15 protein-coding genes, 2 tRNA genes, 4 rRNA genes and 1 pseudogene are annotated in these 24,320 nt (G+C 62.9%); 7 read left to right on the top strand and 15 right to left on the bottom strand.

Annotation, left to right across the window (positions count from 1 at the left end):
• Positions 1–63 precede the first annotated feature (63 nt).
• Complete coding sequence (locus CXB49_RS23610) at positions 64–288, top strand: hypothetical protein (RefSeq protein WP_158300882.1); 225 nt, start codon at positions 64–66, stop codon at positions 286–288.
• A gap of 124 nt (positions 289–412) precedes the next feature.
• On the opposite strand, the gene rrf (CXB49_RS14830) is transcribed toward CXB49_RS23610, so the two are convergent.
• From rrf (CXB49_RS14830) to CXB49_RS14880, 11 genes are all read right to left on the bottom strand, one after another.
• Positions 413–527: ribosomal RNA gene (gene rrf / locus CXB49_RS14830) — 5S ribosomal RNA — on the bottom strand.
• Between the two features lie 89 nt (positions 528–616).
• Positions 617–731: ribosomal RNA gene (rrf, locus tag CXB49_RS14835) — 5S ribosomal RNA — on the bottom strand.
• A 154-nt stretch (positions 732–885) separates the two neighbouring features.
• Positions 886–3,777: ribosomal RNA gene (locus tag CXB49_RS14840) — 23S ribosomal RNA — on the bottom strand.
• A gap of 256 nt (positions 3,778–4,033) precedes the next feature.
• Positions 4,034–4,109 (bottom strand) — tRNA-Ala (locus CXB49_RS14845).
• A gap of 86 nt (positions 4,110–4,195) precedes the next feature.
• A tRNA-Ile gene (locus CXB49_RS14850) sits at positions 4,196–4,272 on the bottom strand.
• Positions 4,273–4,454: 182 nt separating this feature from the next.
• A 16S ribosomal RNA gene (locus CXB49_RS14855) occupies positions 4,455–5,990 on the bottom strand.
• The 16S, 23S and 5S rRNA genes sit together here with 2 tRNA genes alongside, the layout of an rRNA operon.
• A gap of 449 nt (positions 5,991–6,439) precedes the next feature.
• On the bottom strand, positions 6,440–8,752 hold the full coding sequence (locus CXB49_RS14860) for a Tex family protein (protein ID WP_101709127.1): 2,313 nt from the start codon (positions 8,750–8,752) through the stop codon (positions 6,440–6,442).
• 59 nt (positions 8,753–8,811) lie between these two features.
• Entirely contained in the window at positions 8,812–9,168 is a 357-nt protein-coding gene (locus CXB49_RS14865) for an STAS/SEC14 domain-containing protein (protein WP_101709128.1), read from the bottom strand.
• Between the two features lie 44 nt (positions 9,169–9,212).
• A complete protein-coding gene (locus CXB49_RS14870) occupies positions 9,213–10,025 on the bottom strand; it encodes a DMT family transporter (RefSeq protein ID WP_233493092.1) in 813 nt (270 codons plus the stop codon).
• 96 nt (positions 10,026–10,121) lie between these two features.
• Positions 10,122–10,649, bottom strand: a complete 528-nt coding sequence (locus CXB49_RS14875) for a hypothetical protein (RefSeq protein ID WP_101709130.1) — start codon at positions 10,647–10,649, stop codon at positions 10,122–10,124.
• Between the two features lie 84 nt (positions 10,650–10,733).
• The gene (locus CXB49_RS14880; protein ID WP_101709131.1) at positions 10,734–11,843 is read right to left on the bottom strand and encodes an aromatic ring-hydroxylating dioxygenase subunit alpha; all 1,110 of its coding nucleotides are present in this window, start codon (positions 11,841–11,843) and stop codon (positions 10,734–10,736) included.
• Positions 11,844–12,467: 624 nt separating this feature from the next.
• Between CXB49_RS14880 and CXB49_RS14885 the strand changes: the two genes are divergently transcribed.
• The 3 genes from CXB49_RS14885 (at position 12,468) to CXB49_RS14895 (ending at position 16,901) form a co-directional block, all read left to right on the top strand.
• Positions 12,468–13,661 carry an acetate kinase gene (locus CXB49_RS14885; protein WP_101709132.1) on the top strand — a complete coding sequence of 398 codons (1,194 nt, stop codon included), beginning with the start codon at positions 12,468–12,470 and terminating at the stop codon, positions 13,659–13,661.
• A gap of 12 nt (positions 13,662–13,673) precedes the next feature.
• Positions 13,674–15,755, top strand: a complete 2,082-nt coding sequence (gene pta / locus CXB49_RS14890; protein ID WP_101709133.1) for a phosphate acetyltransferase — start codon at positions 13,674–13,676, stop codon at positions 15,753–15,755.
• 117 nt (positions 15,756–15,872) lie between these two features.
• Positions 15,873–16,901: an IS110 family transposase gene (locus CXB49_RS14895; protein ID WP_101709134.1), complete on the top strand. Its 1,029-nt coding sequence runs from the start codon at positions 15,873–15,875 to the stop codon at positions 16,899–16,901.
• A gap of 274 nt (positions 16,902–17,175) precedes the next feature.
• Here CXB49_RS14895 and CXB49_RS14900 read toward each other — a convergent pair whose 3' ends face one another.
• Positions 17,176–17,973 carry a hypothetical protein gene (locus CXB49_RS14900; RefSeq protein ID WP_101709135.1) on the bottom strand — a complete coding sequence of 266 codons (798 nt, stop codon included), beginning with the start codon at positions 17,971–17,973 and terminating at the stop codon, positions 17,176–17,178.
• A gap of 294 nt (positions 17,974–18,267) precedes the next feature.
• On the opposite strand from CXB49_RS14900, the gene CXB49_RS14905 reads away from it, so the two are divergent.
• Positions 18,268–19,773: a methyl-accepting chemotaxis protein gene (locus tag CXB49_RS14905; RefSeq protein ID WP_233492817.1), complete on the top strand. Its 1,506-nt coding sequence runs from the start codon at positions 18,268–18,270 to the stop codon at positions 19,771–19,773.
• A gap of 79 nt (positions 19,774–19,852) precedes the next feature.
• Here CXB49_RS14905 and CXB49_RS14910 read toward each other — a convergent pair.
• From CXB49_RS14910 to CXB49_RS14920, 3 genes and pseudogenes are all read right to left on the bottom strand, one after another.
• Positions 19,853–20,197 (bottom strand): annotated as a pseudogene (locus tag CXB49_RS14910) (RidA family protein); the annotation flags it as partial.
• Positions 20,198–20,580: 383 nt separating this feature from the next.
• Positions 20,581–21,045 carry a carboxymuconolactone decarboxylase family protein gene (locus tag CXB49_RS14915; RefSeq protein WP_101709137.1) on the bottom strand — a complete coding sequence of 155 codons (465 nt, stop codon included), beginning with the start codon at positions 21,043–21,045 and terminating at the stop codon, positions 20,581–20,583.
• A 37-nt stretch (positions 21,046–21,082) separates the two neighbouring features.
• Positions 21,083–21,931: an isocitrate lyase/phosphoenolpyruvate mutase family protein gene (locus CXB49_RS14920; protein WP_199406700.1), complete on the bottom strand. Its 849-nt coding sequence runs from the start codon at positions 21,929–21,931 to the stop codon at positions 21,083–21,085.
• An 86-nt stretch (positions 21,932–22,017) separates the two neighbouring features.
• Here CXB49_RS14920 and CXB49_RS14925 point away from each other — a divergent pair, with 86 nt between their 5' ends.
• Entirely contained in the window at positions 22,018–23,448 is a 1,431-nt protein-coding gene (locus CXB49_RS14925) for a PLP-dependent aminotransferase family protein (protein ID WP_101709139.1), read from the top strand.
• Between the two features lie 111 nt (positions 23,449–23,559).
• On the top strand, positions 23,560–24,201 hold the full coding sequence (locus CXB49_RS14930; protein ID WP_101709140.1) for a DUF1826 domain-containing protein: 642 nt from the start codon (positions 23,560–23,562) through the stop codon (positions 24,199–24,201).
• The last annotated feature ends 119 nt before the right edge of the window (positions 24,202–24,320 follow it).

The following is a 24,320-nucleotide window of genomic DNA, read 5'->3' on the forward strand; positions in this document are numbered from 1 at the left end:
GTTTGCAGCCCCGGCCTCGCGTCCGGGTGAGCGGCCTATTGTATACAAGAGCCGAAAGAACTGTTGGACAATATAAAATATTCTTTAGCACTTAAACGCTATCAAACTCAGGCGGGACAAGCCATTCGCACGCATTTCCACCATGGCGAAAACCACCCACCGGTCATCTGCGGGCGCAAGCTGGCCAAGGCTGCCAAAGACTTGCCGCCATCATCGGCGACGCCAGCGGCGCCGGCGGCGCACTTCGATAGCAAACGCATACTGTCTGAAACAGATAAATCAGCATAGTACGACGCCGCGGGCGCGGCAAATCGCCGTCATCCAGGCTTCATCAAAACGACACACTGAAGGAATGGGAAAAAGCGGAAACGAAAAAGCCCCAGCCTACAGGCTGGGGCTCTTCATATTGGGGATCTGGCGATGTCCTACTTTCACATGGCGAATGCCACACTATCATCGGCGCTAAGATGTTTCACGGTCCTGTTCGGAATGGGAAGGCGTGGGACCATCTCGCTATGGTCGCCAGAAAAAACGTGAACGCGGTCGCGTAATTCTGGATTCGCTTCTCGGGAAGCGAAACACCGAGCCAAACGGGCTCGGTGCTTTCTTATTGGGCGTCTGGCGGTGTCCTACTTTCACATGGCGAATGCCACACTATCATCGGCGCTAAGGCGTTTCACGATCCTGTTCGGGATGGGAAGGCGTGGGACCACCTCGCTATGGCCACCAGACATAAACTGGTACAAACTCAAGAAGCCCGGGCCGGTTTCAAACCAACCCTCGAATATTCGGTATTTAATTGTGTCGCACAACACTCCATCATCGTCACTTAGCTTATCGCTGAGCGAATCACAGATTCGCACGCAGTTAAGTCACTCAAATGATAGGATCAAGCCTCACGAGCAATTAGTATCGGTTAGCTTCACGCCTCACAGCGCTTCCACACCCGACCTATCAACGTCCTGGTCTCGAACGACTCTTCAGGGAGGTCAAGCCTCCAGGGAAGTCTCATCTTCAGGCAAGTTTCCCGCTTAGATGCTTTCAGCGGTTATCTCTTCCGAACTTAGCTACCCGGCGATGCCACTGGCGTGACAACCGGTACACCAGAGGTTCGTCCACTCCGGTCCTCTCGTACTAGGAGCAGCCCCCGTCAAACTTCCAACGCCCACTGCAGATAGGGACCAAACTGTCTCACGACGTTTTGAACCCAGCTCACGTACCACTTTAAATGGCGAACAGCCATACCCTTGGGACCGGCTACAGCCCCAGGATGTGATGAGCCGACATCGAGGTGCCAAACACCGCCGTCGATGTGAACTCTTGGGCGGTATCAGCCTGTTATCCCCGGAGTACCTTTTATCCGTTGAGCGATGGCCCTTCCATACAGAACCACCGGATCACTATGTCCTGCTTTCGCACCTGCTCGACTTGTCGGTCTCGCAGTTAAGCTACCTTTTGCCATTGCACTATCAGCACGATTTCCGACCGTACCTAGGTAACCTTCGAACTCCTCCGTTACACTTTGGGAGGAGACCGCCCCAGTCAAACTGCCTACCATGCACTGTCCCCAATCCGGATCACGGACCAAGGTTAGAACCTCAAACACACCAGGGTGGTATTTCAAGGTCGGCTCCACCAGAACTAGCGTCCTGGCTTCAAAGCCTCCCACCTATCCTACACAAGTCTGTTCAAAGTCCAATGCAAAGCTACAGTAAAGGTTCACGGGGTCTTTCCGTCTAGCAGCGGGGAGATTGCATCTTCACAAACACTTCAACTTCGCTGAGTCTCAGGAGGAGACAGTGTGGCCATCGTTACGCCATTCGTGCGGGTCGGAACTTACCCGACAAGGAATTTCGCTACCTTAGGACCGTTATAGTTACGGCCGCCGTTTACCGGGGCTTCGATCAAGAGCTTGCACCCCATCACTTAACCTTCCGGCACCGGGCAGGCGTCACACCGTATACGTCCACTTTCGTGTTGGCACAGTGCTGTGTTTTTGTTAAACAGTCGCAGCCACCGATTCTCTGCGACCTGTCAGAGCTTCGTGAGTAAATCACTACACCCCAACAGGCATACCTTCTCCCGAAGTTACGGTATCAATTTGCCGAGTTCCTTCTCCTGAGTTCTCTCAAGCGCCTTAGAATTCTCATCCTGCCCACCTGTGTCGGTTTGCGGTACGGTTCTTATGTAGCTGAAGCTTAGTGGCTTTTCCTGGAAGCGTGGTATCAGTCACTTCAGGTCCGTAGACCCTCGTTATCACGTCTCGGCCTTAAGGGGCGGCGGATTTGCCTACCACCCCAGCCTACCGGCTTGAACAGACTATTCCAACAGTCTGCTGACCTAACCTTCTCCGTCCCCACATCGCACTACATAAAAGTACGGGAATTTTAACCCGTTTCCCATCGACTACGCTTTTCAGCCTCGCCTTAGGGGCCGACTCACCCTACGCCGATGAACGTTGCGTAGGAAACCTTGGGCTTTCGGCGAGCGGGCTTTTCACCCGCTTTATCGCTACTCATGTCAGCATTCGCACTTCTGATATCTCCAGCATCCCTTACGAGACACCTTCACAGACCTACAGAACGCTCCCCTACCACGCACAGTAAACTGTGCATCCGCAGCTTCGGTTATCAGTTTGAGCCCCGTTACATCTTCCGCGCAGGACGACTCGACCAGTGAGCTATTACGCTTTCTTTAAATGATGGCTGCTTCTAAGCCAACATCCTGGCTGTCTGGGCCTTCCCACTTCGTTTACCACTTAACTGATCATTTGGGACCTTAGCTGGCGGTCTGGGTTGTTTCCCTCTTGACGATGGACGTTAGCACCCACCGTCTGTCTCCCATGATTGCACTTTCCGGTATTCAGAGTTTGCCATGGTTTGGTAAATCGCAATGACCCCCTAGCCATAACAGTGCTTTACCCCCGGAAGTGATACATGAGGCACTACCTAAATAGTTTTCGGGGAGAACCAGCTATCTCCGAGTTTGTTTAGCCTTTCACCCCTATCCACAGCTCATCCCCTAGTTTTGCAACACTAGTGGGTTCGGACCTCCAGTGCGTGTTACCGCACCTTCATCCTGGCCATGGATAGATCACTCGGTTTCGGGTCTACGCCCAGCAACTAAATCGCCCTATTCGGACTCGGTTTCCCTACGCCTCCCCTATTCGGTTAAGCTTGCTACTGAACGTAAGTCGCTGACCCATTATACAAAAGGTACGCAGTCACGGAACAAGTCCGCTCCCACTGTTTGTATGCATCCGGTTTCAGGTTCTATTTCACTCCCCTCCCGGGGTTCTTTTCGCCTTTCCCTCACGGTACTGGTTCACTATCGGTCGATCACGAGTATTTAGCCTTGGAGGATGGTCCCCCCATCTTCAGACAGGATTTCGCGTGTCCCGCCCTACTTCTCGTACGCCTAGTCCCTGGAATGTGTTTTCGTGTACGGGGCTATCACCCACTACGGCGGTCCTTTCCATGAACCTTCCACTAACACAATCCATAACACGTACAGGCTGTTCCGCGTTCGCTCGCCACTACTTACGGAATCTCGGTTGATTTCTATTCCTCGAGTTACTTAGATGTTTCAGTTCACTCGGTTCGCTTCCACTGACCTATGTATTCAGTCAGGGATACCGCCTAAGCGGTGGGTTTCCCCATTCGGATATCGCGGGATCAAAGCTCTATTGCCAGCTCCCCCGCGCTTTTCGCAGGCTTACACGTCCTTCATCGCCTGTGATCGCCAAGGCATCCACCAGATGCACTTAGTCGCTTGACCCTATCATTTCAGTAACCTAAATCACTAAAACAACAGAGAGTGTTTGTGCGACGACTGCACCGCCCCTTTTGATATGGCGACGCAGCCTTAGATACAATCAAATACCCAAGATGACGATTCATTCAACAGAAGAGTTAACTCCTATTGTTTGTTTCGCCGTCTTATATATTCGGCTTCTTCAGTTTGTTAAAGATCGGGCGTTTCTACAACGCAAACAGAATCAAACTTTTCAATTTGATTTTGTTTGCGGCGTGAGTGGTGGAGGATGACGGGATCGAACCGACGACCCCCTGCTTGCAAAGCAGGTGCTCTCCCAACTGAGCTAATCCCCCTCTTTTTGGGTGATGCTGCGTTGCTCAGTCGCTCATGTGCATGAGCACACTTCGCTTCTTCGCGCCTTGCCTGACCCAAAAAATACTGGTGGGTCTGGTAGGACTCGAACCTACGACCCCTGCGTTATCAACACAGTGCTCTAACCAGCTGAGCTACAAACCCAGTAGTCGTTTGATACCACATCCTTTTCGATCAAAATCAAGCAGATCAAGGCGAAAGCTGACGACGTGTACATCGAGTACACGAGGAGGCTTTCAACGCAGAGCTGCGCAGATTTTCATCGAAAATGCCCTTAACTTGAATAACCGATAGGTTGTAAGTACTTGGCAATCGCCAGTCTCTAGAAAGGAGGTGATCCAGCCGCAGGTTCCCCTACGGCTACCTTGTTACGACTTCACCCCAGTCATGAATCCCACCGTGGTAAGCGGCCTCCTTACGGTTAGCCTACCCACTTCTGGTGAAACTCACTCCCATGGTGTGACGGGCGGTGTGTACAAGACCCGGGAACGTATTCACCGCAGCATGCTGATCTGCGATTACTAGCGATTCCGACTTCACGCACTCGAGTTGCAGAGTGCGATCCGGACTACGATCGGTTTTCTGAGATTAGCTCCACCTCGCGGCTTGGCAACCCTCTGTACCGACCATTGTATGACGTGTGAAGCCCTGCTCATAAGGGCCATGAGGACTTGACGTCATCCCCACCTTCCTCCGGTTTGTCACCGGCAGTCTCATTAGAGTGCCCAACTTAATGATGGCAACTAATGACAAGGGTTGCGCTCGTTGCGGGACTTAACCCAACATCTCACGACACGAGCTGACGACAGCCATGCAGCACCTGTGTTACGGCTCCCTTTCGGGCACCAAGCCATCTCTGGCAAGTTCCGTACATGTCAAGAGCAGGTAAGGTTTTTCGCGTTGCATCGAATTAATCCACATCATCCACCGCTTGTGCGGGTCCCCGTCAATTCCTTTGAGTTTTAACCTTGCGGCCGTACTCCCCAGGCGGTCAATTTCACGCGTTAGCTACGCTACCAAGGATTCAAACCCCCAACAGCTAATTGACATCGTTTAGGGCGTGGACTACCAGGGTATCTAATCCTGTTTGCTCCCCACGCTTTCGTGCATGAGCGTCAGTGTCATCCCAGGGGGCTGCCTTCGCCATCGGTATTCCTCCACATCTCTACGCATTTCACTGCTACACGTGGAATTCTACCCCCCTCTGACGCACTCTAGTCGTGCAGTCTCCAATGCCGTTCCCAGGTTGAGCCCGGGGCTTTCACATCAGACTTACACAACCGCCTGCGCACGCTTTACGCCCAGTAATTCCGATTAACGCTTGCACCCTACGTATTACCGCGGCTGCTGGCACGTAGTTAGCCGGTGCTTATTCTTCAGGTACTGTCATCCCCGCCAGGTATTAACCAGCGGGATTTCCTCCCTGACAAAAGTCCTTTACAACCCGAAGGCCTTCTTCAGACACGCGGCATGGCTGGATCAGGCTTGCGCCCATTGTCCAAAATTCCCCACTGCTGCCTCCCGTAGGAGTCTGGGCCGTGTCTCAGTCCCAGTGTGGCGGATCATCCTCTCAGACCCGCTACTGATCGTCGCCTTGGTGAGCTCTTACCTCCCCAACTAGCTAATCAGACATCGGCTGCTCGTATAACGTGAGGCCTTACGGTCCCCCACTTTCCCCCTCAGGGCGTATGCGGTATTAATCCGGCTTTCGCCGAGCTATCCCCCATTACACGGTACATTCCGATGCATTACTCACCCGTTCGCCACTCGTCAGCGGTGCAAGCACCCTGTTACCGTTCGACTTGCATGTGTAAAGCATGCCGCCAGCGTTCAATCTGAGCCAGGATCAAACTCTTCAGTTCAATCTCATAGCAATTTTCTGGCACGCAAGTTCAAAGAAATAAACAAGTATCTCTTGTCTCTTGCAGTGCAAGTGTCGGCTTTCGCCAAGCACTTACACCTATCGGTTATTCGTTCTGTTAAAGAGCAGTGCCGATCGCTGCGTCGTCTTCACCGGAACCGTTTCGTTTCCGCTGTTTCGTTCGCTGCGTCAGCTGAGGAGGTGAACTATACGCCCCGCCCCTAGGTCCGTCAACACTTTCTGCAAGAAAAAACCGGGAAATTCGCCCTCCCCGCGCCGACCACGCGCCAAGCCCATGATCCGCCTGAAGATATGAGGAAAGGGTATCCGCAAACGGCCGCGAAAAAGCCGATATCCGTCCGCCCCGCCCGGTCGAAACCGCCAAAAACAGACAGGCCGGCGTCGCCGCCGGCCTGTCCTGGCACATCCATCACATCTATATAGTCAAACTCAGCCCTTGCGCAGCTTGGCGAAGGCTGCCGCCATCGCGGTATCGCCCTGCGGGGCGGCAGACTGGCCGCGCGGCTGGCGCGGACGATTGTCGGAACGGCTGTCGCCGCGGCCGCCGCGGCTGTTGCCGGAGCCGACCTCGTCGTCCAAACGCATCGTCAGCGCGACGCGCTTGCGCGCCACGTCCACCTCCAGCACCTTGACCTTGACCACATCGCCGGCCTTGACCACCTTGCGTGGATCGTCGATGAACTTGTTGGACAACGCCGAGATGTGGACCAGGCCATCCTGGTGCACGCCGATGTCGACGAAGGCGCCGAAGTTGGCGACGTTGGTGACCACGCCCTCCAGCACCATGCCGGGCTGCAGGTCCTTCAGGTTCTCGACGCCGTCCTGGAAGGTGGCGGTCTTGAATTCCGGGCGCGGATCGCGTCCCGGCTTGTCCAGCTCCCGCAGGATGTCCATCACCGTCGGCAGGCCGAAGCGCTCGTCGGTGTAGTCGGTGGCGCGCACCGATTTCAGGAAGGACGAGTCGCCGATCAGCGATTTGACGTCTCGGCCGGCCCTGGCGACGATCTTCTCGACCACCGGATACGCCTCCGGGTGTACCGACGACGCGTCCAGCGGGTTGTCGCCGCCGGAGATGCGCAGAAAACCGGCCGCCTGCTCGAAGGTCTTGTCGCCGAGACGCGGCACTTTCAGCAATGCCTTGCGGTTCTTGAACGCGCCGTTCTGGTCTCGGTAGGACACGATATTGGACGCCAGCGTCGCGTTGAGGCCGGAGATGCGGGTCAGCAACGGCACCGAGGCGGTGTTGACGTCGACGCCGACCGCGTTGACACAATCCTCGACCACGCCGTCCAGCGCGCGCGCCAGCTGGCTTTGGTTGACGTCGTGCTGATACTGGCCGACGCCGATGGACTTCGGCTCTATCTTCACCAGCTCGGCCAGCGGATCCTGCAAGCGCCGGGCGATGGACACCGCGCCGCGCAGACTGACGTCCATGTCCGGGAATTCCCTGGCGGCCAGCTCGGACGCCGAGTACACCGAGGCGCCGGCTTCCGACACGACGATCTTGGTCATCGAGAGTTGCGGGAAGGCCTTGATCAGGTCCTGCGCCAGCTTGTCGGTCTCGCGGCTGGCAGTGCCGTTGCCGATGGCGATCAGGTCCACCTTGTGGCGCACGCACAGCGCGCCGAGGATGGCGATGGACTTGTCCCACTCGCGGCGCGGCTCGTGCGGATAGATGGCGGTGGTGTCCAACACCTTGCCGGTATCGTCGACGACGGCCACCTTGCAGCCGGTGCGCAGGCCCGGGTCCAGGCCCAGCGTCGCGCGCCGGCCGGCCGGCGCGGCCAGCAGCAGGTCGTGCAGATTGGCGGCGAACACCTTGATCGCCTCGCCGTCGGCGGCGTCCTTCAGCAGCGACACCAGCTCCAGCTCCAGCGACAGGAAGATCTTGGCGCGCCAGCACAGGCGCACGCCGTCCAGCAGCCACTTGTCGGCGGCGCGGCCGGCGTCCCTGACGCCGAAGCGGGCGGCGATCAGCATTTCATAGGCCGAGCGTTCGGTGATCGGCGTCTCGTCCGGCTGATATTTCAGCGCGACGGTCAGCACGCCCTCGTTGCGGCCGCGCAAGAGCGCCAGCGCGCGGTGCGACGGCATCGCCTTGATGTGCTCGCGGTGGTCGAAGTAATCGGAGAACTTGGCGCCCTCGCTCTCCTTGCCGGCGACGACGGCGGCGGCCAGCTCGCCTTCGGTCCACAGCTTCTCGCGCAGCTGGCCCAGCAATTCGGCATCCTCGGCGAAGCGCTCGATCAGGATGGCGCGCGCGCCGTCCAGCGCCGCCTTGGCGTCAGCGACGCCGGCGTCCGCGTTGATATAGCTTTCGGCCAGCGCGTTCGGCTCTTGCGACGGATCGGCCAACAGGCTGTCGGCCAGCGGCTCCAGGCCGGCCTCGCGGGCGATCTGCGCCTTGGTGCGGCGCTTGGGCTTGTAGGGGAGATACAGGTCTTCCAGCGTGGTCTTGTTGTCGCTGGCGTAGATGGCCGCTTCCAGTTCGGGGCTGAGCTTGCCCTGTTCGGCGATGCTCTTCAGTATGCTGTCGCGGCGCTCGTCCATCTCGCGCAGATAGACCAACCGCTCGGCCAGCATGCGCAGCTGGGTGTCGTCCAGACCGCCGGTGACTTCCTTGCGGTAGCGGGCGATGAAGGGAACGGTGGCGCCGCCGTCGATCAGCTCGATGGTGGCCGCCACCTGCGATTCGCGGACGGCAAGCTCAGCCGCCAGGCGGCTGGAAAGGCTCTTCAGCATCGGTTTTTATTCTTTCGAGTCGAACAAAAAACGCTACTGTACCGCCATCCGTCGCAAAATCAAGCGACGATCGGGCGCGCCAGCCAGGCCTGAGCCTCCTCGACCAGATCGAAATACTGGACGTGGGTATGGGACAACAGGCCGGCGATATGGGTGGCCAGGCGTATCCACACATCGCCGACGACGATGGCGACGCGACCCAGCTTCTCCTCGTGCGCGCGCATGAAGCGCACCTCTTCCATCGCCATGTCCAGCGTGAAGTCCTTCAGCTCGGTCAGGTCCAGCAGCATGTCCGGCTTGTCGCGCTCGTCCAGCCGCTTGAGCAAGGCCTGCTCCAGCAACTGGAAATCGGCCAGCGTGAATTCGTTGAACAAGGCCACATCCAGGCCGTAATCCTGCTCACGGATCGAAATCATCAGCTTCTCCCTATCTTTGGAATTATTACGGCAGTGACTTTATTCTAGCGTCGCCCGGCCAACATGCCGCTGACCACGATCAAGCCCATCGCCAGCAAGGAATCGGCGGTCAGCGCATCGCCCCAGACCAGCGCGCCGAGCAGGCAGGAAAACACCACCGACAGATAGGTCAGATTGGCGGTGGCCAGCTTGCTGCCAACCTTGTAAGCGCGGGTCATCGCCAACTGCGCCAGCGTGGCGGTACCGCCGACGCCCAGCAATAGCCAAACATTGCCCAGGGTCACCGGATGCCAGCGCTCGAAGCCCATCAGCAGCAGGCCGCCGACGGTGGAGATCAGCGCGAAATAGAACACCACCCGCCATTCGGCCTCGCCCTGCCGCCCCAGTTCCCGCACATGCAGATAGGACCAGCCGGCCAGAAAACCGGACACCAGTCCCAGCAGGCCGGCGAACCAGACGTCGCCGGACAGGGTCGGCCTCAGCAACAGCACCACGCCGACGAAGCCCAGCCCCAGGCCGCCCATCGCCCGCGCCGGCAGCCGCTCGCGCAGCAGCACGACGGACAACAGCGCCAGGAACATCGGCGAGGTGTAGGTCAGCGTGGACGCCGTCGCCAACGGCAGGTGAGCGATGGCGTAGAACGACATAAGCAGCGAGCTGTAGCCGATCAGGCCGCGCTGCAGGTGGTAGCGCAGCAAGGGCGTGGCGAAACGCTCACGTCGCCACAGCGCCGCGCCGCCCAGCGCCAGCACGCCGATCAGCGTGCGCCAGAACACCAGCTCCGTCGACGAGAAATACTGCGAGCCCAGCTTGACGAACAGGCCCATCAGGGCGAAAAACGCCGCCGCCACCACCATCCAGCCGGATCCCAGCCGGAATCCCGCCCTACCGCCTTGTACCGCCACTTTCACTGCCTTCCCTGCTGCGCGGCCCTCGGGCCGCTTGAATTAAGCCTACTTCTTCGCCACCGCCACGCTCAGGCAGATGGCCTCCATCTGCCGGCGATAGGTCTTGAATTCCGACGCGTTGGCGGTGCAGCGCGCCTCCAGCAGCCGGTTCTTGTCCAGCAACTGGATCACATGGAGATTATGGCGCACGATCCACAAACGGTTGGATACGAAACGACCGTCGCGGTATTCGGTGACCAGCCGGCCGGCGCGGCGGTTCAGCCGCACGAAATTGGCCGCTTCCCGGTCGCCGTCCTCCTCGCGGAATGTCGTCGCCAGATTGCTCAAGGTCTCGCCGCGCCGCGGCTTGCGAATGCGGATCTGGACCTCGATCGCGGCGCGCTCGCGCTGATCCGGCTTAGGCGGGATCACCCGCAGCGTCCGTGTTCCGCCGACGACCATCGGCCTGACTTTCCAGCCAGACGGCAAGGTGAAACGCAGTTGGCTGGCCGGATCGGCATAGTTCGCCGCCAGCGCCAACGGGCTGGCCAGCAACAGGACGGCCAGAACCGTGATGCGGAAAATTGCGGACATCGTTCCCGCCGATGGTATCGATAAATGGAATAAAAAAAGGCGCGGCATCCCGCGCCCCCGCATTATGGCATTCAACTGGCCGACTCAGCCAGCCAATGCCGAACCCATCATGCGCCGGTAGTACTCGTGGAAGTGCTGCATGCCCTCCTCGGTCGGCGACTGGTACGGCCCCACCTCGCTGACGCCGGCCAGCCACAAGGCCTTGCGGCCCTCGTGCATGCGCTGGCAGATTTCATCGTCTTCCTTGGCGGTCTCGAAGTAGGCGGCCTGCTCGGCCTCGACGAACTCCGGCTCGAACCACACCACGTCCTGCGGATAGTAGAACTCGGTCAGCACCGTGCATTTCTCGGGTCCGCGCGGAATCACCACGCTGACCACCAGCACGTGCGGATACCACTCCACCATGATGTTCGGGTAGTAGGTCAGCCAGATGGCGCCGAACTCAGGCTGTTGCTCCTCGTAACGGCGGCGCACTTCCTCGTGCCACTTGCCGTACACCTTGGAGCCGGCGCGCGCCAGGCGGTTCTTCACGCCGACCGTCTGCACGTGGTAGCTCTCGCCCCACTCCCACTTGAGGTCGCCGCAGTCGACGAAATTGCCGAGGCCGGGATGGAAGGGATCGACGTGGTAGTCTTCCGAATACACTTCGATGAAGGTTTTCCAGTTGAAGTCGTAGTCGGCGCTGTGCGTCGAATGGAAGGCATAGCCGTCGAAAGTCATGTGCTTGGCGACGCCGAGCTGGGCCAGGTCGCGCGCGATGTCGCGGCGGGCGTCGAACAACAGGCCGTTCCAGCGCGTCAGCTCGGTCTGGCCGAGATTCAGGCAAGGCGTTTCCGGGAAATGCGGCGCGCCGACCAGGGTGCCGGCGGCGTCGTAGGTCCAGCCGTGCAGATTGCAGACGATATGGTTGCCGTTGCCGCGGCCCTTGTAGATCACCGCCTGGCGGTGGCGGCAGACATTGGAGATCAGCTTGACCTCCCCGTCGACATTCTTCAGCATCTTGCCGTGGCCCAGCCACTCCAGCGTGTGATAGTCGCCGGCATCGGGCACCATCAATTCATGGCCGTAGTACTGCGGCACGTCGGCAAAAAGCAGCCGCTGCTCGAGGGCGTGGCAGGCTGGATCGAAATAGGTATAGACGGGTAGCTGGGCTGCAGATGCTTGAAGCAGTTGAGCAGAAGCCAGATCAGACATTATTCCCACACCTCCGTGGAAGAAGATATAAGACCAGCCGAATCTCGCTTGGAACGAGTTTGCGGGACTATCAAAAACAATCAATCAAAACAAGGCCGAACCTTGCATTACGAGGGCGGAATTATGCCCTCCCCCTCCCCCCGGGGCAAGCGTTAATTCTAGGTGACAATCAGCCTCATCCCCCCGACTGTGGCAACTTATGCCCAAACACCCCCATCACGGCAAACAATCTCAATGCCGCTTAATTAAAATCAAAGACTTGCCACATTGAGTGCAGCGCAACATTAGAATTCATTAATCCTTGATGGTATACTGCGCCTGAAATCGTTTTCTCACCGACAGTCCGCATTTACCGCGTCGCTGCGCCCCTGCGCCGACGCCCGGACGCCGCCTCGCTTAAGCCCTTGATCCGGCTAGACCAGCGCCGCGGCAAACCGGCGGGCTGTCCGATGCGACGACAGGCTGGTCAAACCGGCCGCCATGCGCTACCACACGGTAAGAAGGCCCCCGCCGCGCCACCCCCTATCACCGGGTGTCGCCCGGGCAGCAAATTGGCCTCAAGCGCATCGCAGTGAATTTTTTCATCGATTTAGTCCTTTTTTTTCAAATTACATGTTCAAAGCTATGAATTCCAGCATCCTCGTCATCAATTGCGGCAGCTCTTCCCTGAAATTCGCGCTGATCGACAGCGCCAGCCATGAAGCGATCATGACCGGCCTGGCAGAGAAGCTGGGCCTGGCCGACGCCTGCATCACCTTCAAGCACGACGGCGGCAAAGAGACCGCCCTGCTGTCGGCCCCGGACCACGCCGCCGCCATGCACGCCATCATCGAGAAACTGCAGCAGGTTTCGCTGCTGGACAGCGTCAAGGCCATCGGCCACCGCGTGGTCCACGGCGGCGAGCACTTCAAGCAATCGGCGTTGCTCGACGATGTCGCGATCGACGAGATCGAGCGCTGCATCAAGCTGGCGCCGCTGCACAATCCGGCCCACATCCTCGGCATCCGCACCGCGATCAAGGAATTCCCGAGCCTGCCGCAAGTGGCCGTGTTCGATACCTCCTTCCACCAGACCATGCCGGAAAAGGCCTATCTGTACGCGGTGCCGATGAAGCTGTACCGCGAGAACAGCCTGCGTCGCTACGGCATGCACGGCACCAGCTACCGCTTCGTCGCCGAGGAAGCCGCCAAGATGCTGGGCAAGCCGGCCGATGAAACCAGCCTGGTGATCGCCCACCTGGGCAACGGCGCGTCCATCGCCGCCATCCGCAACGGCCAATGCGCCGACACCTCGATGGGCCTGACCCCGCTGGAGGGCCTGGTGATGGGCACCCGCTCCGGCGACATCGACCCCAGCGTGTTCGGCTACCTGGCCACCGAGCGCGGCATGGACATTCAGTCCATCACCAATATGCTGAACAAGGAATCCGGCCTCTTGGGCCTGTCCGAGCTGTCCAACGACTGCCGCGAGCTGGAAGAAGCCGCGTCCAACGGCCACGAAGGCGCCAAGCGCGCGCTGGAAGTGTTCGCCTACCGTCTGGCCAAGTACGTCGCGTCGATGAGCGTCGGCGCCGGCCGCCTGGACGCCGTGGTGTTCACCGGCGGCATCGGCGAGAACTCGTCCTTCCTGCGCGCCGAAGTGATCAATCAGCTGGGCTTCCTGGGCCTGACGCTAGACGCGGCCGCCAACGAGGACTGCATCCGCGGCAAGGCCGGCCGCATCACCGCCGCCGGCTCGGTGCCGGCGCTGGTGATCAACACCAACGAAGAACTGATGATCGCCATGGACACCGCCAAGCTTGCCGGCCTGGCCGGCTGAGGAGAGGACGCCATGCAAACGTTTTTCCTCGCCCCGACCGGTTTCAACTCCGGCCTGACCTCGGTTTCGCTCGGCGCCATCCGTTCGCTCGAGCAGGCAGGACTGCGCGTCGGCTTCGTCAAGCCGATCGCCCAGGGCACCCAGGACGGCGAAAGCGAACGCTCGACCCACTTCGCCCACGCCATCTGCCGGCTGAACGCGCCGCAGCCCATCAGCATGGAGCGCGTCGAGCGCCTGCTGTCGCAAGGCCAGGTGGACCAGCTGATGGAAGAAGTGGTCAGCCTGTTCCAGCAGGTCGCCCAGAATGTCGACGCCGTCATCGTCGAAGGCCTGGTGCCGGACCAGAAGCAGGTGTTCTCCACCTTCCTGAACACCAAGATCGCCCGTAATCTGCAGGCACAGACGGTGCTGGTCGGCTCCGCCGCCGGCCACGGCGCCACCGAGATCGCCGAACAGCTGGAAATGAACATCCAGGCCTTCGGCGCCCAGGGCGTCGCCGGCTACATCCTCAACCACGTCGCGCCCGACGTCGATCGCCAGCAACTGGCCGCCGACATCCAGAACAGCGGCAGCCTGAAAAAGGCCGGCCTGCCATTGTTGGGCGTGATTCCGCACCAGCCCGAGCTGCTGGCGCCGCGGACGCTGGACGTGGCCCGCCACCTGGACGCCCGCGTGCTGCACGCAGGCCGCCAGGCCAGCCGCCGCGTGCGCACCATGGTGGTGACCGCCCGTACCGCGCCCAACATCGTCAATCTGCTGAAGCCGGGCGCGCTGATCATCGCGCCGGGCGAGCGCGAGGACGTGGTGATGGCCACCTCGATGGCGGCGATGAACGGCGTGCCGCTGGCCGGCCTGCTGCTGACCTGCGACTCCGAGCCGGATCCGCGCATCCAGCAGCTGTGCCACCAGGCCTTCACCGGCGGCCTGCCGGTGCTGGCCACCGCGATGAACACGATGGAAACCGCCAGCGCGCTGAACGCGATGAGCCCGCAGGTTCCGTCCGACGATCTGGAGCGGATGGAAAAGGTGATCGAGCACGTCGCCGAATATCTGGACGTCTCCACGCTGAAGGAAAGCGTCGGCGAGCCGCGCGAGATCCGCCTGCCGCCGCCGGCCTTCCGCTTCCAGCTGATGGAAAAGGCCCGCAAGGCCAACAAGCGCATCGTGCTGCCGGAAGGCAACGAGCCGCGCACCATACAAGCCGCCGCCATCTGCCAGGAAAAAGGCATCGCCCGTTGCGTGCTCTTGGGCAACCGCTCCGAAATCCTGCAAGTGGCCGAAGCCCAGGGCGTGACGCTGCCGGAATCGGTCGAGATTCTCGATCCGAACGAAATCCGCGGCCGCTACGTCGATCCGATGGTGGACCTGCGCAAGGGCAAGGGCCTGAACGCGCCGATGGCGCTGGCCCAGCTGGAAGACACCGTGGTGCTGGGCACCATGATGCTGGCGCTGAACGAGGTGGACGGCCTGGTGTCCGGCGCCGTGCACACCACCGCCAACACCATCCGTCCGGCGCTGCAGCTGATCAAGACCGCGCCGGGTTCCAGCATCGTGTCGTCGGTGTTCTTCATGCTGATGCCGGAACAGGTATATGTCTACGGCGACTGCGCGGTGAACCCGGACCCGAGCGCCGAACAGCTGGCCGACATCGCGATCCAGTCCGCCGATTCGGCCGTCGCCTTCGGCATCACCCCTCGCGTGGCGATGATCTCCTACTCCACCGGCTCGTCCGGCAGCGGCAGCGACGTGGAGAAGGTGCGCGAAGCCACCCGCATCGCCCAGGAAAAGCGTCCGGACCTGCTGATAGACGGCCCGATGCAGTACGACGCCGCCTCGGTGGAGTCGGTCGGCCGCCAGAAGGCGCCGGACAGCCAGGTGGCGGGCCGCGCCACCGTGTTCGTGTTCCCGGACCTGAACACCGGCAACACCACCTACAAGGCGGTGCAGCGTTCCGCCAACGTGGTGTCGGTGGGACCGATGCTGCAAGGCCTGCGCAAGCCGGTGAACGATCTGTCGCGCGGCGCGCTGGTCGACGACATCGTCTACACCATCGCGCTGACCGCGCTGCAGGCGGAACAGCAAAACCAGGCTTGAAGCCAAGCCAGCTGAACAAACGGCCCGCAAGGGCCGTAATGTGATGGTCAGCCTGATTCAACAGCCCTGCAGGCGTAAGCTGGCAGGGCTGTTTTTCTTTCGATACAGGAGACCATCATGGCAACCGTCACCCTCATCGGCATCGATATCGGCAAACACCATTTCCACCTCGTCGCGCACGACACCAAGGGCCATGTGTTGCTCAAGCGCCAATTCGGCCGTCACGCGCTGATCGACTTTCTCGCTCGTCACTCCGCCTGCCGCATCGTGATGGAAGCTTGCTGTGGCGCCCATTGGCTGGCGCGCAAACTGGCCGGCTTCGGCCATACCGTGCAATTGATTGCTCCGCAGTACGTCCGTCTCTTCGTTCAGGGCAATAAGAACGATTTCCTCGATGCCCAAGCCATCTGTGAAGCCGCTTCCCGCCCCACCATGCGCTATGTCGCCGCCAAGTCGCCGGAACAGCAGGCGCTGGCGGCGCTGCACCGGCTGCGCGAGGCGCGAATCGGTGAACGCGTGCAGACGGGCAACCAGATCCATGCCTTACTGCTGGAGTTCGGCATCGCGCTGCCTCAGGGGGCGCAGGGTCTGCAACAGGCGCGTCTGCTGCTGCGGGAGCGCGAGGTTGCGCTACCGCCGATTGCCTGGCGGGTACTGGAGGCCCAGCTGTCGCACCATGATCAGTTGCAGCAACAAATCGATGATTGGGACCGCCAGATCACGGTACTGGCGAAACAGGACGACGTGGCGCGGCGGCTGATGACGGTACCGGGCATCGGCCCGATCACGGCCAGCCAGCTGGCTGCCGATGCCGGCCAGGCCAAGGGCTATCATTGCGCCCGCGACTTCGCGGCTTCGTTGGGCTTGGTGCCGCGGCAGCATTCGACTGGCGGCAAATCGACGTTGCTGGGCATCAGCAAACGAGGCGATAAAGCGTTGCGCCGCTTATTGGTGCAATGCGCGCATGTGATCATGATGAGTGCCAGACGCTGGCACAGTGCGATGGCGGAGTGGACGGCGAAGCTGATGTTGCGCCGGCATGGCAATGTGGTGGCGTGTGCGGTGGCGAACAAACTGGCACGGGTGGTGTGGGCGATCCTGGCGCACGGTGGCGAGTACCGCCCCTATCCGGAGACGGGGAAGTAAAAACCGCCGGGATGTGACCCGGCGGTAGGAGCAAGCCTGCTTTTGCGACGACAGACGCTGATGACGACAAACGGCCTAAGGCCCGACGACGAACCTGGAATGAAAAACAGTCTGTGAGACTGTGGGCGTTTTAAGGTCCGTCGGGTGCGACTCACATCATGGACCGGGCGAGTATGCCCACCAAGAGTCCGGATAGATTAGAGCAAGCCTACCTTGTCAGTATCGCTCAGTATTCTGGGGTTGCAAAACTCGGGCTGACCATAGATTTTCATTGCTAGATATTCATCGTCTGCGTGCTGGTCGCGCCTCCCCCCGCCGGCACGTCGATATCGTACGGCGTCCCGCCGAAGTCGACGTAGTGGCGGCTATTGAACGTCCAGTTGGCGCCGGTCCAGTACAGGAAATTGGTGACCACCCGCGCGCCCGGCACCGCCTGCCCCGGCACCGGCATGCCCCACGGATAGTTGTGCGGATTGTAATCGGCCACCAGGGCCGGGACCGGCCAGCCTCCCGGCGGGGCGCCGGCGCCGGTCCCCCCGTCGGCGTAGGCGGCGAAACGGACCGTGTAGCCGGCGGCGGCCCAGGTGGCCAGGCTGCGGTGGTCGTGGTCGTGGACCACGCGCAGATGGCCCGCCGCCAGCGCCGGCGCCCCGACCGGCACCGCGCTCAGCACCATCAGCGAGCAGCCGTTCATGCCGGTGGTGAACAGCGTGCGCGCGTCGGCGGGGCCGGGCGCGACGGGAATGTCGCAGAAAGGCAGCGCCGCCAGCGCGGTGCCGCCGGCGCTGGCATGGCAGTACTGCGCGTCTATCGTCGTTACCACGCCGCCGGGCGGCGGCAGCGTCACCGTCGGCGGCCCGCCGACGGGCTGCATCCTCAGCTTGGGCAAGGCGCCGGGCAAGGGCAGGCCGCCGGTGCCGGTATCGGTCGTCAGCGTGAAGCGGGTGCGCAGATTGTTGACGGCCGGCAACGCGCCGCCGGGCATGCTCTGGGCGATCTGCGCCAGCGTGATCGGATTGGGAACGATGAAGGTGGCCGGGCCGGCCAGAAAATTCGGGACGTTGTCTTGCATGGATGTCTCCTGAATGGGATGCGGGCGTCGCCGAGGGTCCTCCTCTCCATCGTTCCGACGCGCGCAAAACCGGTCCGAGAAGGTCAGGCCGGCAGCCAAGGCGGCCGCGGAGCGCCCTCCCCGCTCAAACGGCACGGAAACCGGGCCGTGAAAACGGCAGCGGCGCGACACTCGACCCGAACGACATATTGCCTACGATCAAACATTTGTTTTAAAGTCCCATCCGGCTCGCCCGCTCAATAAAACCTTACAAATCAGGGCGCTTCAATTCGGAACATCCTTGGAGGGGAATCCATGTCGATACAGGCCATCACAGAATGGTTCATCCCGGACGCCGTCAGGCAGATTCCGGAGCAGGCGATACGCGCCCGCACCGTCGTCGGCGTCGGCCTGCTCGCCGGCCTGATGGCGCCGCTGTTCGCCGTCGAATACCTGATGCTGGGCCACTACCCGATGGCCGAGGGCATCGCGCTGGGCGGCCTCGGCCTGCTGTGCGGGCCGCTGCTGCTCAGGCTCAGCGGCGCGGTGCGCTTCACCGCGGAATTCACCACCAGTTGCATGTACGCGATGGTGTGCTGGATGGTGTTCGTCAACGGCGGCATCCTGTCGACCAGCCTGATGTGGTTCGCCGCCATCCCGTTCACCGCCGTCTTCATCGCCACCCGCCGCTCCGGCATGTTCTGGCTGGCGATGTCGCTGGCCGCCGTCGGCGTCATCATGTGGCTGTCCGGCATCGACGCCCTGCCCAAGAGCCCGCTGCCCCACGAGGAGCTGCCCAAGCTGCAGGCCAAGTCGCTGGCCGGCCTGTCGCTGGTGGTGCTGGTGCTGGCGCTGGCCTTCGACAAGGCCAAGAGCAAGAGCTTCGAGAAACTGGAGACCGCCCGCGCCGAGGCCGAGCGCGCCGGCGAGGCGCTGGCGCGGATGATGGAACAGATCGGCCACTCGATACGCGACGCCTCCGGCGCCAGCCGCCAGATCGCCGACAGCACCGGCAGCATCGCGCGCACGATGGCCGAGCAGCGCGAGCGCTCCGAGGACATGGTCGTCGTCGCCCAGCAGATGGCCGTCGTCACCAGCCAGAACGCCGAGCAATCGACCAGCGCCACGCAGCTGGCGCAGAATTCCGGTGAGGCCGCTCGCGAGGGCGGCAAGGCGATGAAGCAGGCGGTGGACCAGCTGGGCCGCGCCGGCGAGGTGATAGGCCACGCCTCGGATAGGCTGGAGGAGCTGGGCCAGCGCAGCGCCGAGGTCAGCGGCATCGTGCAGCTGATCCGCGACATCGCCGACCAGACCAATCTCTTGGCCTTGAACGCCGCGATCGAGGCGGCCCGCGCCGGCGAAACCGGCCGCGGCTTCGCCGTGGTGGCGGACGAAGTCAGAAAACTGGCCGAACGCACGCAGAACGCCACCAAGGACATCGAGAGCAAGATCCGCGTCATCGTCGACGGCACCAACCAGGCGCTGGTGGCGATGCGCGACGGCAATCAGCAGATGCAGGCCGGCCGTGGGCACGCCAAGGAAGCCCAGCTCAAGCTGTCCGGCATCATAGACGGCGCCGGCGAACTGGCCGGCCTGCTGCAGCAGGTGTCCCAGGCCGAGGCCAGCCAGAACCAGGGCTTCTCCCAGTTCGCCGGCGACATCGTCGCCGTCGGCGAATCCAGCCGCAGCCTGTCCGGCGAGACCCACAACATCGCCGAGGCGGTGCGCCGGCTGGACGAGCAGATGGACAAGCTGCACCAGGCGGTCGGCCGGCAGGAAGCCGCGCCCTCCGGCGCCGGCCGCGAACCCGCCTGGCGCTGAGCGCCGGCGTGGGCCCGTCCTGCTCGTTCTTGTGAAAACGGCACGGCCGGCCGCGAAAGCGGACCGGCCTTCTCGCCGCTCAGGCCGGCAGCGCCGCCAGCGCCTCCACCTCGAACAGCATGCCGTCCAGCGCCAGTCTCGGCACCGGTATCAGCGTGCAGGTCGGCTTCATCGCCGCGCCCCACACCCGGTCCAGCGCCTCGCCCAACACCCGCAGCCTCGTCTCGTCGTGATCGACGATCAATACCGTCAACTTGACGACATCCGCCGGTTCTGCGCCGGCGGCGGCCAGCGCGACGCACAGATTGGCCAGCGCCTGCCGCGCCTGGCCGGAGAAGTCCGGCGGCAAGCGGCCGTCCTCGGTCTCTCCGCCCTGTCCGGCGACGAAGACCAGCCGGCTGCCGGGCGCGACCACGCCCAGATGGGAATAGCCGTTAGAGCCTGTTTACGATCTTTTTGCGGCAGCGGCCGTTTTCTGTCGGATGCAGGGCGCGAAAAACGACCCGCCGCAGTGTCGTTCACTGCAAGGGACGTTTGACAAAGCCATGCGCCGGCAGAAAACGGCCCCGAAGGGCAGTCCAGCCAGCAGGCCATCTGCGGCGTTGTCAGGCTAGGCCTTGGAGTGCCAAGGCCTGCACCCTCCGCCTTGCATCTGGCCTGCTGGCTGGGCTGCGCTGCTCACAAGAAGACCGTAAACAGGCTCTTAGGCGCCGGATCGTACAGTCCGGCCGGGTTGCTCAGCGTCAGGGCCGAACGGCCCGCGTTGTCTGCGTTCTGCATCAAAGCTCCCATGGAATGGATCAGGGCTTACAGCGCGTACTGGCCCGGCTGATACCCGCCGGCCGGCGTGTTGCAGCCGATGGAAACGCGGTTCCAGCCGTTGATCGCGACGATGGCCCAGCTTAGATCGACGATCTCCTTGTCGTCGAAGTAGCGCGCCAGCTCGGCGCGCAGCGCCTCGTCCGGATGCCGCGCGGCCACCAGCGTCAACGCCTCGGCCCAGGCCAGCGCGGCGCGCTCGCGCTCGGTGTAGCACGGCGCCTCGCGCCAGGCCGACAGCAGATACAGCCGCTGCTCGGACTCGCCGGCGGCGCGCGCGTCCTTGCTGTGCATGTCTATGCAGAACGCGCAGCCGTTCAGCTGCGACACGCGGGTCTTCACCAGCTCCAGCAAGGCGTGGTCGATGCCGCAGCCGCGGATGTGGCGCTCCAGCGCCGCCTGGGCCTGGTAGCCTTGCGGCGCGATTTTCGTATAGTCGATGAAACGGGACATCGGTGGTGCTCCTGAAATGGTTTGGGGAAATTTCGCGTCAGCCGCGCGGCGCGAACAGCGCCTGGGCGTCGGCATACGACAAAGGGGTTCTCAAGGCCGACAAGTCGCCGTCGTCCCGCAGCGCCGCCGCCGTCCGGCTCAGCGCCTGCATCGCCACCAGCGCCGGACCGATGGCGGTGCTGACGCGCGCGACGCCGAGCGCGGACAATTCGGCCAGACCGGGTAGGCCGGCCATCGCGGCGACATTGACCGGCGCCGCCACCGCGTCGCAAAGCCGCGCCAGCAGCGCCGGATCGGACAGCCCTATCGGGAAGACGCCGTCGGCGCCGCCGTCCAGATACAGCCGGGCCCGCGCCAGCGTCTCGTCGAAACGGGCCTCGGCCGGGCCTTCGCCGTGCAGGAACAGATCGGTGCGGGCATTGATGAAGATGGGCGCGTCCAGCGCGTCGGCGGCGGCGCGGGCGGCCTGCAGGCGCTCGCGCATCTCGTCGGCGCCGCGCAAGCAAAAGCGGCCCGCGGCGTCGCGGCGGCCGTCTTCCAGATTGATGCCGGCCGCGCCGGCCCGGATCACCGCGGCGACGGTGTCCGCCACAGCCTCCGGACTGTCGCCGAAGCCGTCCTCCAGATCGACGCTCAGCGGCGCCTGCAGCACCCTGGCGATGCGGGCGACGGCGGCCACCAGCTCCTCGCGCGGCAGCTCGCCGCCATCGCGGTAGCCCAGCGACCACGCGACGGCGGCACTGCTGGTGGCCAACGCTTCAAAGCCAGCCTGCTCGAACACGCGGGCGCTCAACGCGTCCCAGGCATTGGGCAGCAGCAGCAGCCGCCCGGTCTGATGCAGGCGGCGGAAGGTTCGGGCGCGGGATGCGGCGTCTTGATGACTCATGGCCATTCCTTGTCGTGGGCTTCCCGGCAAGATAGCGGTGGAATGGTATAATGATGAGTGCCAAAAATCGTCAAAACCAATAGGCCATGATTCCCGCCGCCCTCCAGTTCCCCTTGCTGCGCGGACACGCGCCGCCACTGCATCGCCAGCTCTATCTGCGCATCCGCGAGGCCATTCTGGCCGGCCAGCTGCCGCCCGGCGTCCGCCTGCCGGCCACGCGGGTGCTGGCGGCCGACCTTGGCATTTCACGGGGCACCGTCGACCAGGCTTACGGCCAATTGCTGGCCGAGGGCTTTCTGCTCAGCCGCGCCGCCGCCGGCACCGTGGTCCATCCCGAGCTGGCGTCCCGCCTGGTCAGCCCGCGGGCCGGCCACGCCTCGGCCGCCGGTATCCGGCCAACCAGCGCGGCCCCGTCCGAACCGGCCCCGCCGCGGCCATTCCAGCTCGGCCTGCCGGCGCTGGACGCCTTCCCGCGCAAGCTGTGGGCGCGGCTAGCCGGCCACCGCGCCAGGGCGCTGTCGCTGTCGGGGCTGGGCTACCCCGATCCGGCCGGCCATCGGCCGCTGCGCGAAGCCATCGTCCGCCACCTGGCGCTGTTTCGCGGCATCCATTGCGCCGCCGACCAGGTCTTCATCACCAGCGGATTCCAGGGCGCGCTGGCACTGGCGATCCGGACGATGCTGCGCCCCGGCGACCCGGTCTGGATGGAAGACCCGGGCTATTTTCGCGCCAGCGGCGCGCTGAGGCTGGCCGGCGCCCGGCTCACGCCGGCGCCGGTGGACCACAACGGACTGCGTGTCGACGAGGCGATGCGCCGCGCCCCCGACGCGCGCATGGCCTACTGCACGCCGTCGCACCACGCGCCGCTGGGCGTCGCGCTGTCGCTGCCGCGCCGGCTGGAGCTGCTGGACTGGGCCGAGCGGAACCAGGCCTGGATAGTCGAAGACGACTACGACGGCGAATTCCGCTATGACGGCCCGCCGCTGCCGGCGCTGAGGAGCCTGGACCGCGCCGGCCGCGTGCTCTACGTCGGCAGTTTCAGCAAGACCCTGTTTCCCGGCCTGCGGCTCGGCTATCTGGTGGCGCCGCCCAGCGAGTCCTCGCGCCTGGCCCAGGCCTGCGATCTGCTCTGTCCCGCGCCGTCGATACTGGACCAGGCGACGGCGGCGGACTTTCTCAGCCAGGGCCACTTCGCCCGCCACATCAAGCGCATGCGCGCGCTGTACGCCGGGCGCCGCGCCGCGCTGGCCGCCGCGCTGCAGGCCGAATGCGGCGAGCGGCTGCGGCTGGACGGCCAGCTCGTCGGCCTGCAATTGACCGCCTGGCTGCCCGACGGCGACGACGACCGTGCCGCGGCGGCGCGGCTGAACGCCCGCGGGCTGGCGGGCCAGCCGCTGTCTTCGTTCTGCCTGGAAGGCGGCCACCGTCCGGCGCTGTTGCTGGGTTTCGCCAATGTGCCGGCCGAACAAGCGCCGATCTTGGCGCGGCGGCTCAGGGAGGCGCTGGACGCCCGCTAACCATGCCCCGCCGCCTACTCTGAATCTTTGGCGCGATAAATGTTATGTTATAACTTGCTCAATATTTTATGTAATGATATAACATCTCAAAATTGCCATGATCCAACCGAAATGACCGCCGCCGCCAACCGATACGCAAGCGCCCGCCTTTCCGACAATCTGGCCGATCTCGCCGCCATCTTCGACGCCGGCGTCGAGCTCTGCCTGTACCGCCGCCCGCCGATCGCCGACATCGCCGGCTATCTGCGCCGCGCCGGACGCGACGGCCTGCCCGGCCTGGGCTGGCGGCGCGTGCTGACGCCCGGCGAGGCCATCGACGCGCCGCTGGCCGACCTGCCCGGCCGCGAGGCGCTCTACGCCGACATCGCCTGGCTGTGCGATCTGTACGCCACGCTGACCGGCTGCGACCGCGTCGGCGCGCGGCTGGAAGTGCTGAACGGCGCGATGTGCCCGCGCTTCCACGTCGACCGGATCGGCCTGCGCCTCTTGTGCTGCTACCAGGGTCCCGGCACCGAATGGCTGCCCGACGCCGCCGCCGACCGCGTCCGGCTGAGCGCCGGCGCGCGGGGCCTGTCCGACGCGCAGTCGGGCCTGATACGCGACGCCGCCGCCATCGGCCGGGCGCCGCCGTTCTCGGTTCTGCTGCTGAAGGGCGCCGAATGGCCCGGCGCCGACAGCGGCGTGATTCATCGCTCGCCGGTCCCCAGGGCAGGCGAGCCCCGTGTGCTGCTGGCGCTGGACGCCGTGCGCTAAGAACCTGTTCACGATCTTTTTGCGACAGCGGCCATTTCCTGCCGGATGCAGGGCGCGAAAAACAGCCCGCCGCAGTGTCGTTCACTGCAAGGGGCGTTTGACAAAGCCATGCGCCAGCA

This window comes from Chromobacterium sp. ATCC 53434, from assembly GCF_002848345.1.
GTDB lineage: Bacteria > Pseudomonadota > Gammaproteobacteria > Burkholderiales > Chromobacteriaceae > Chromobacterium.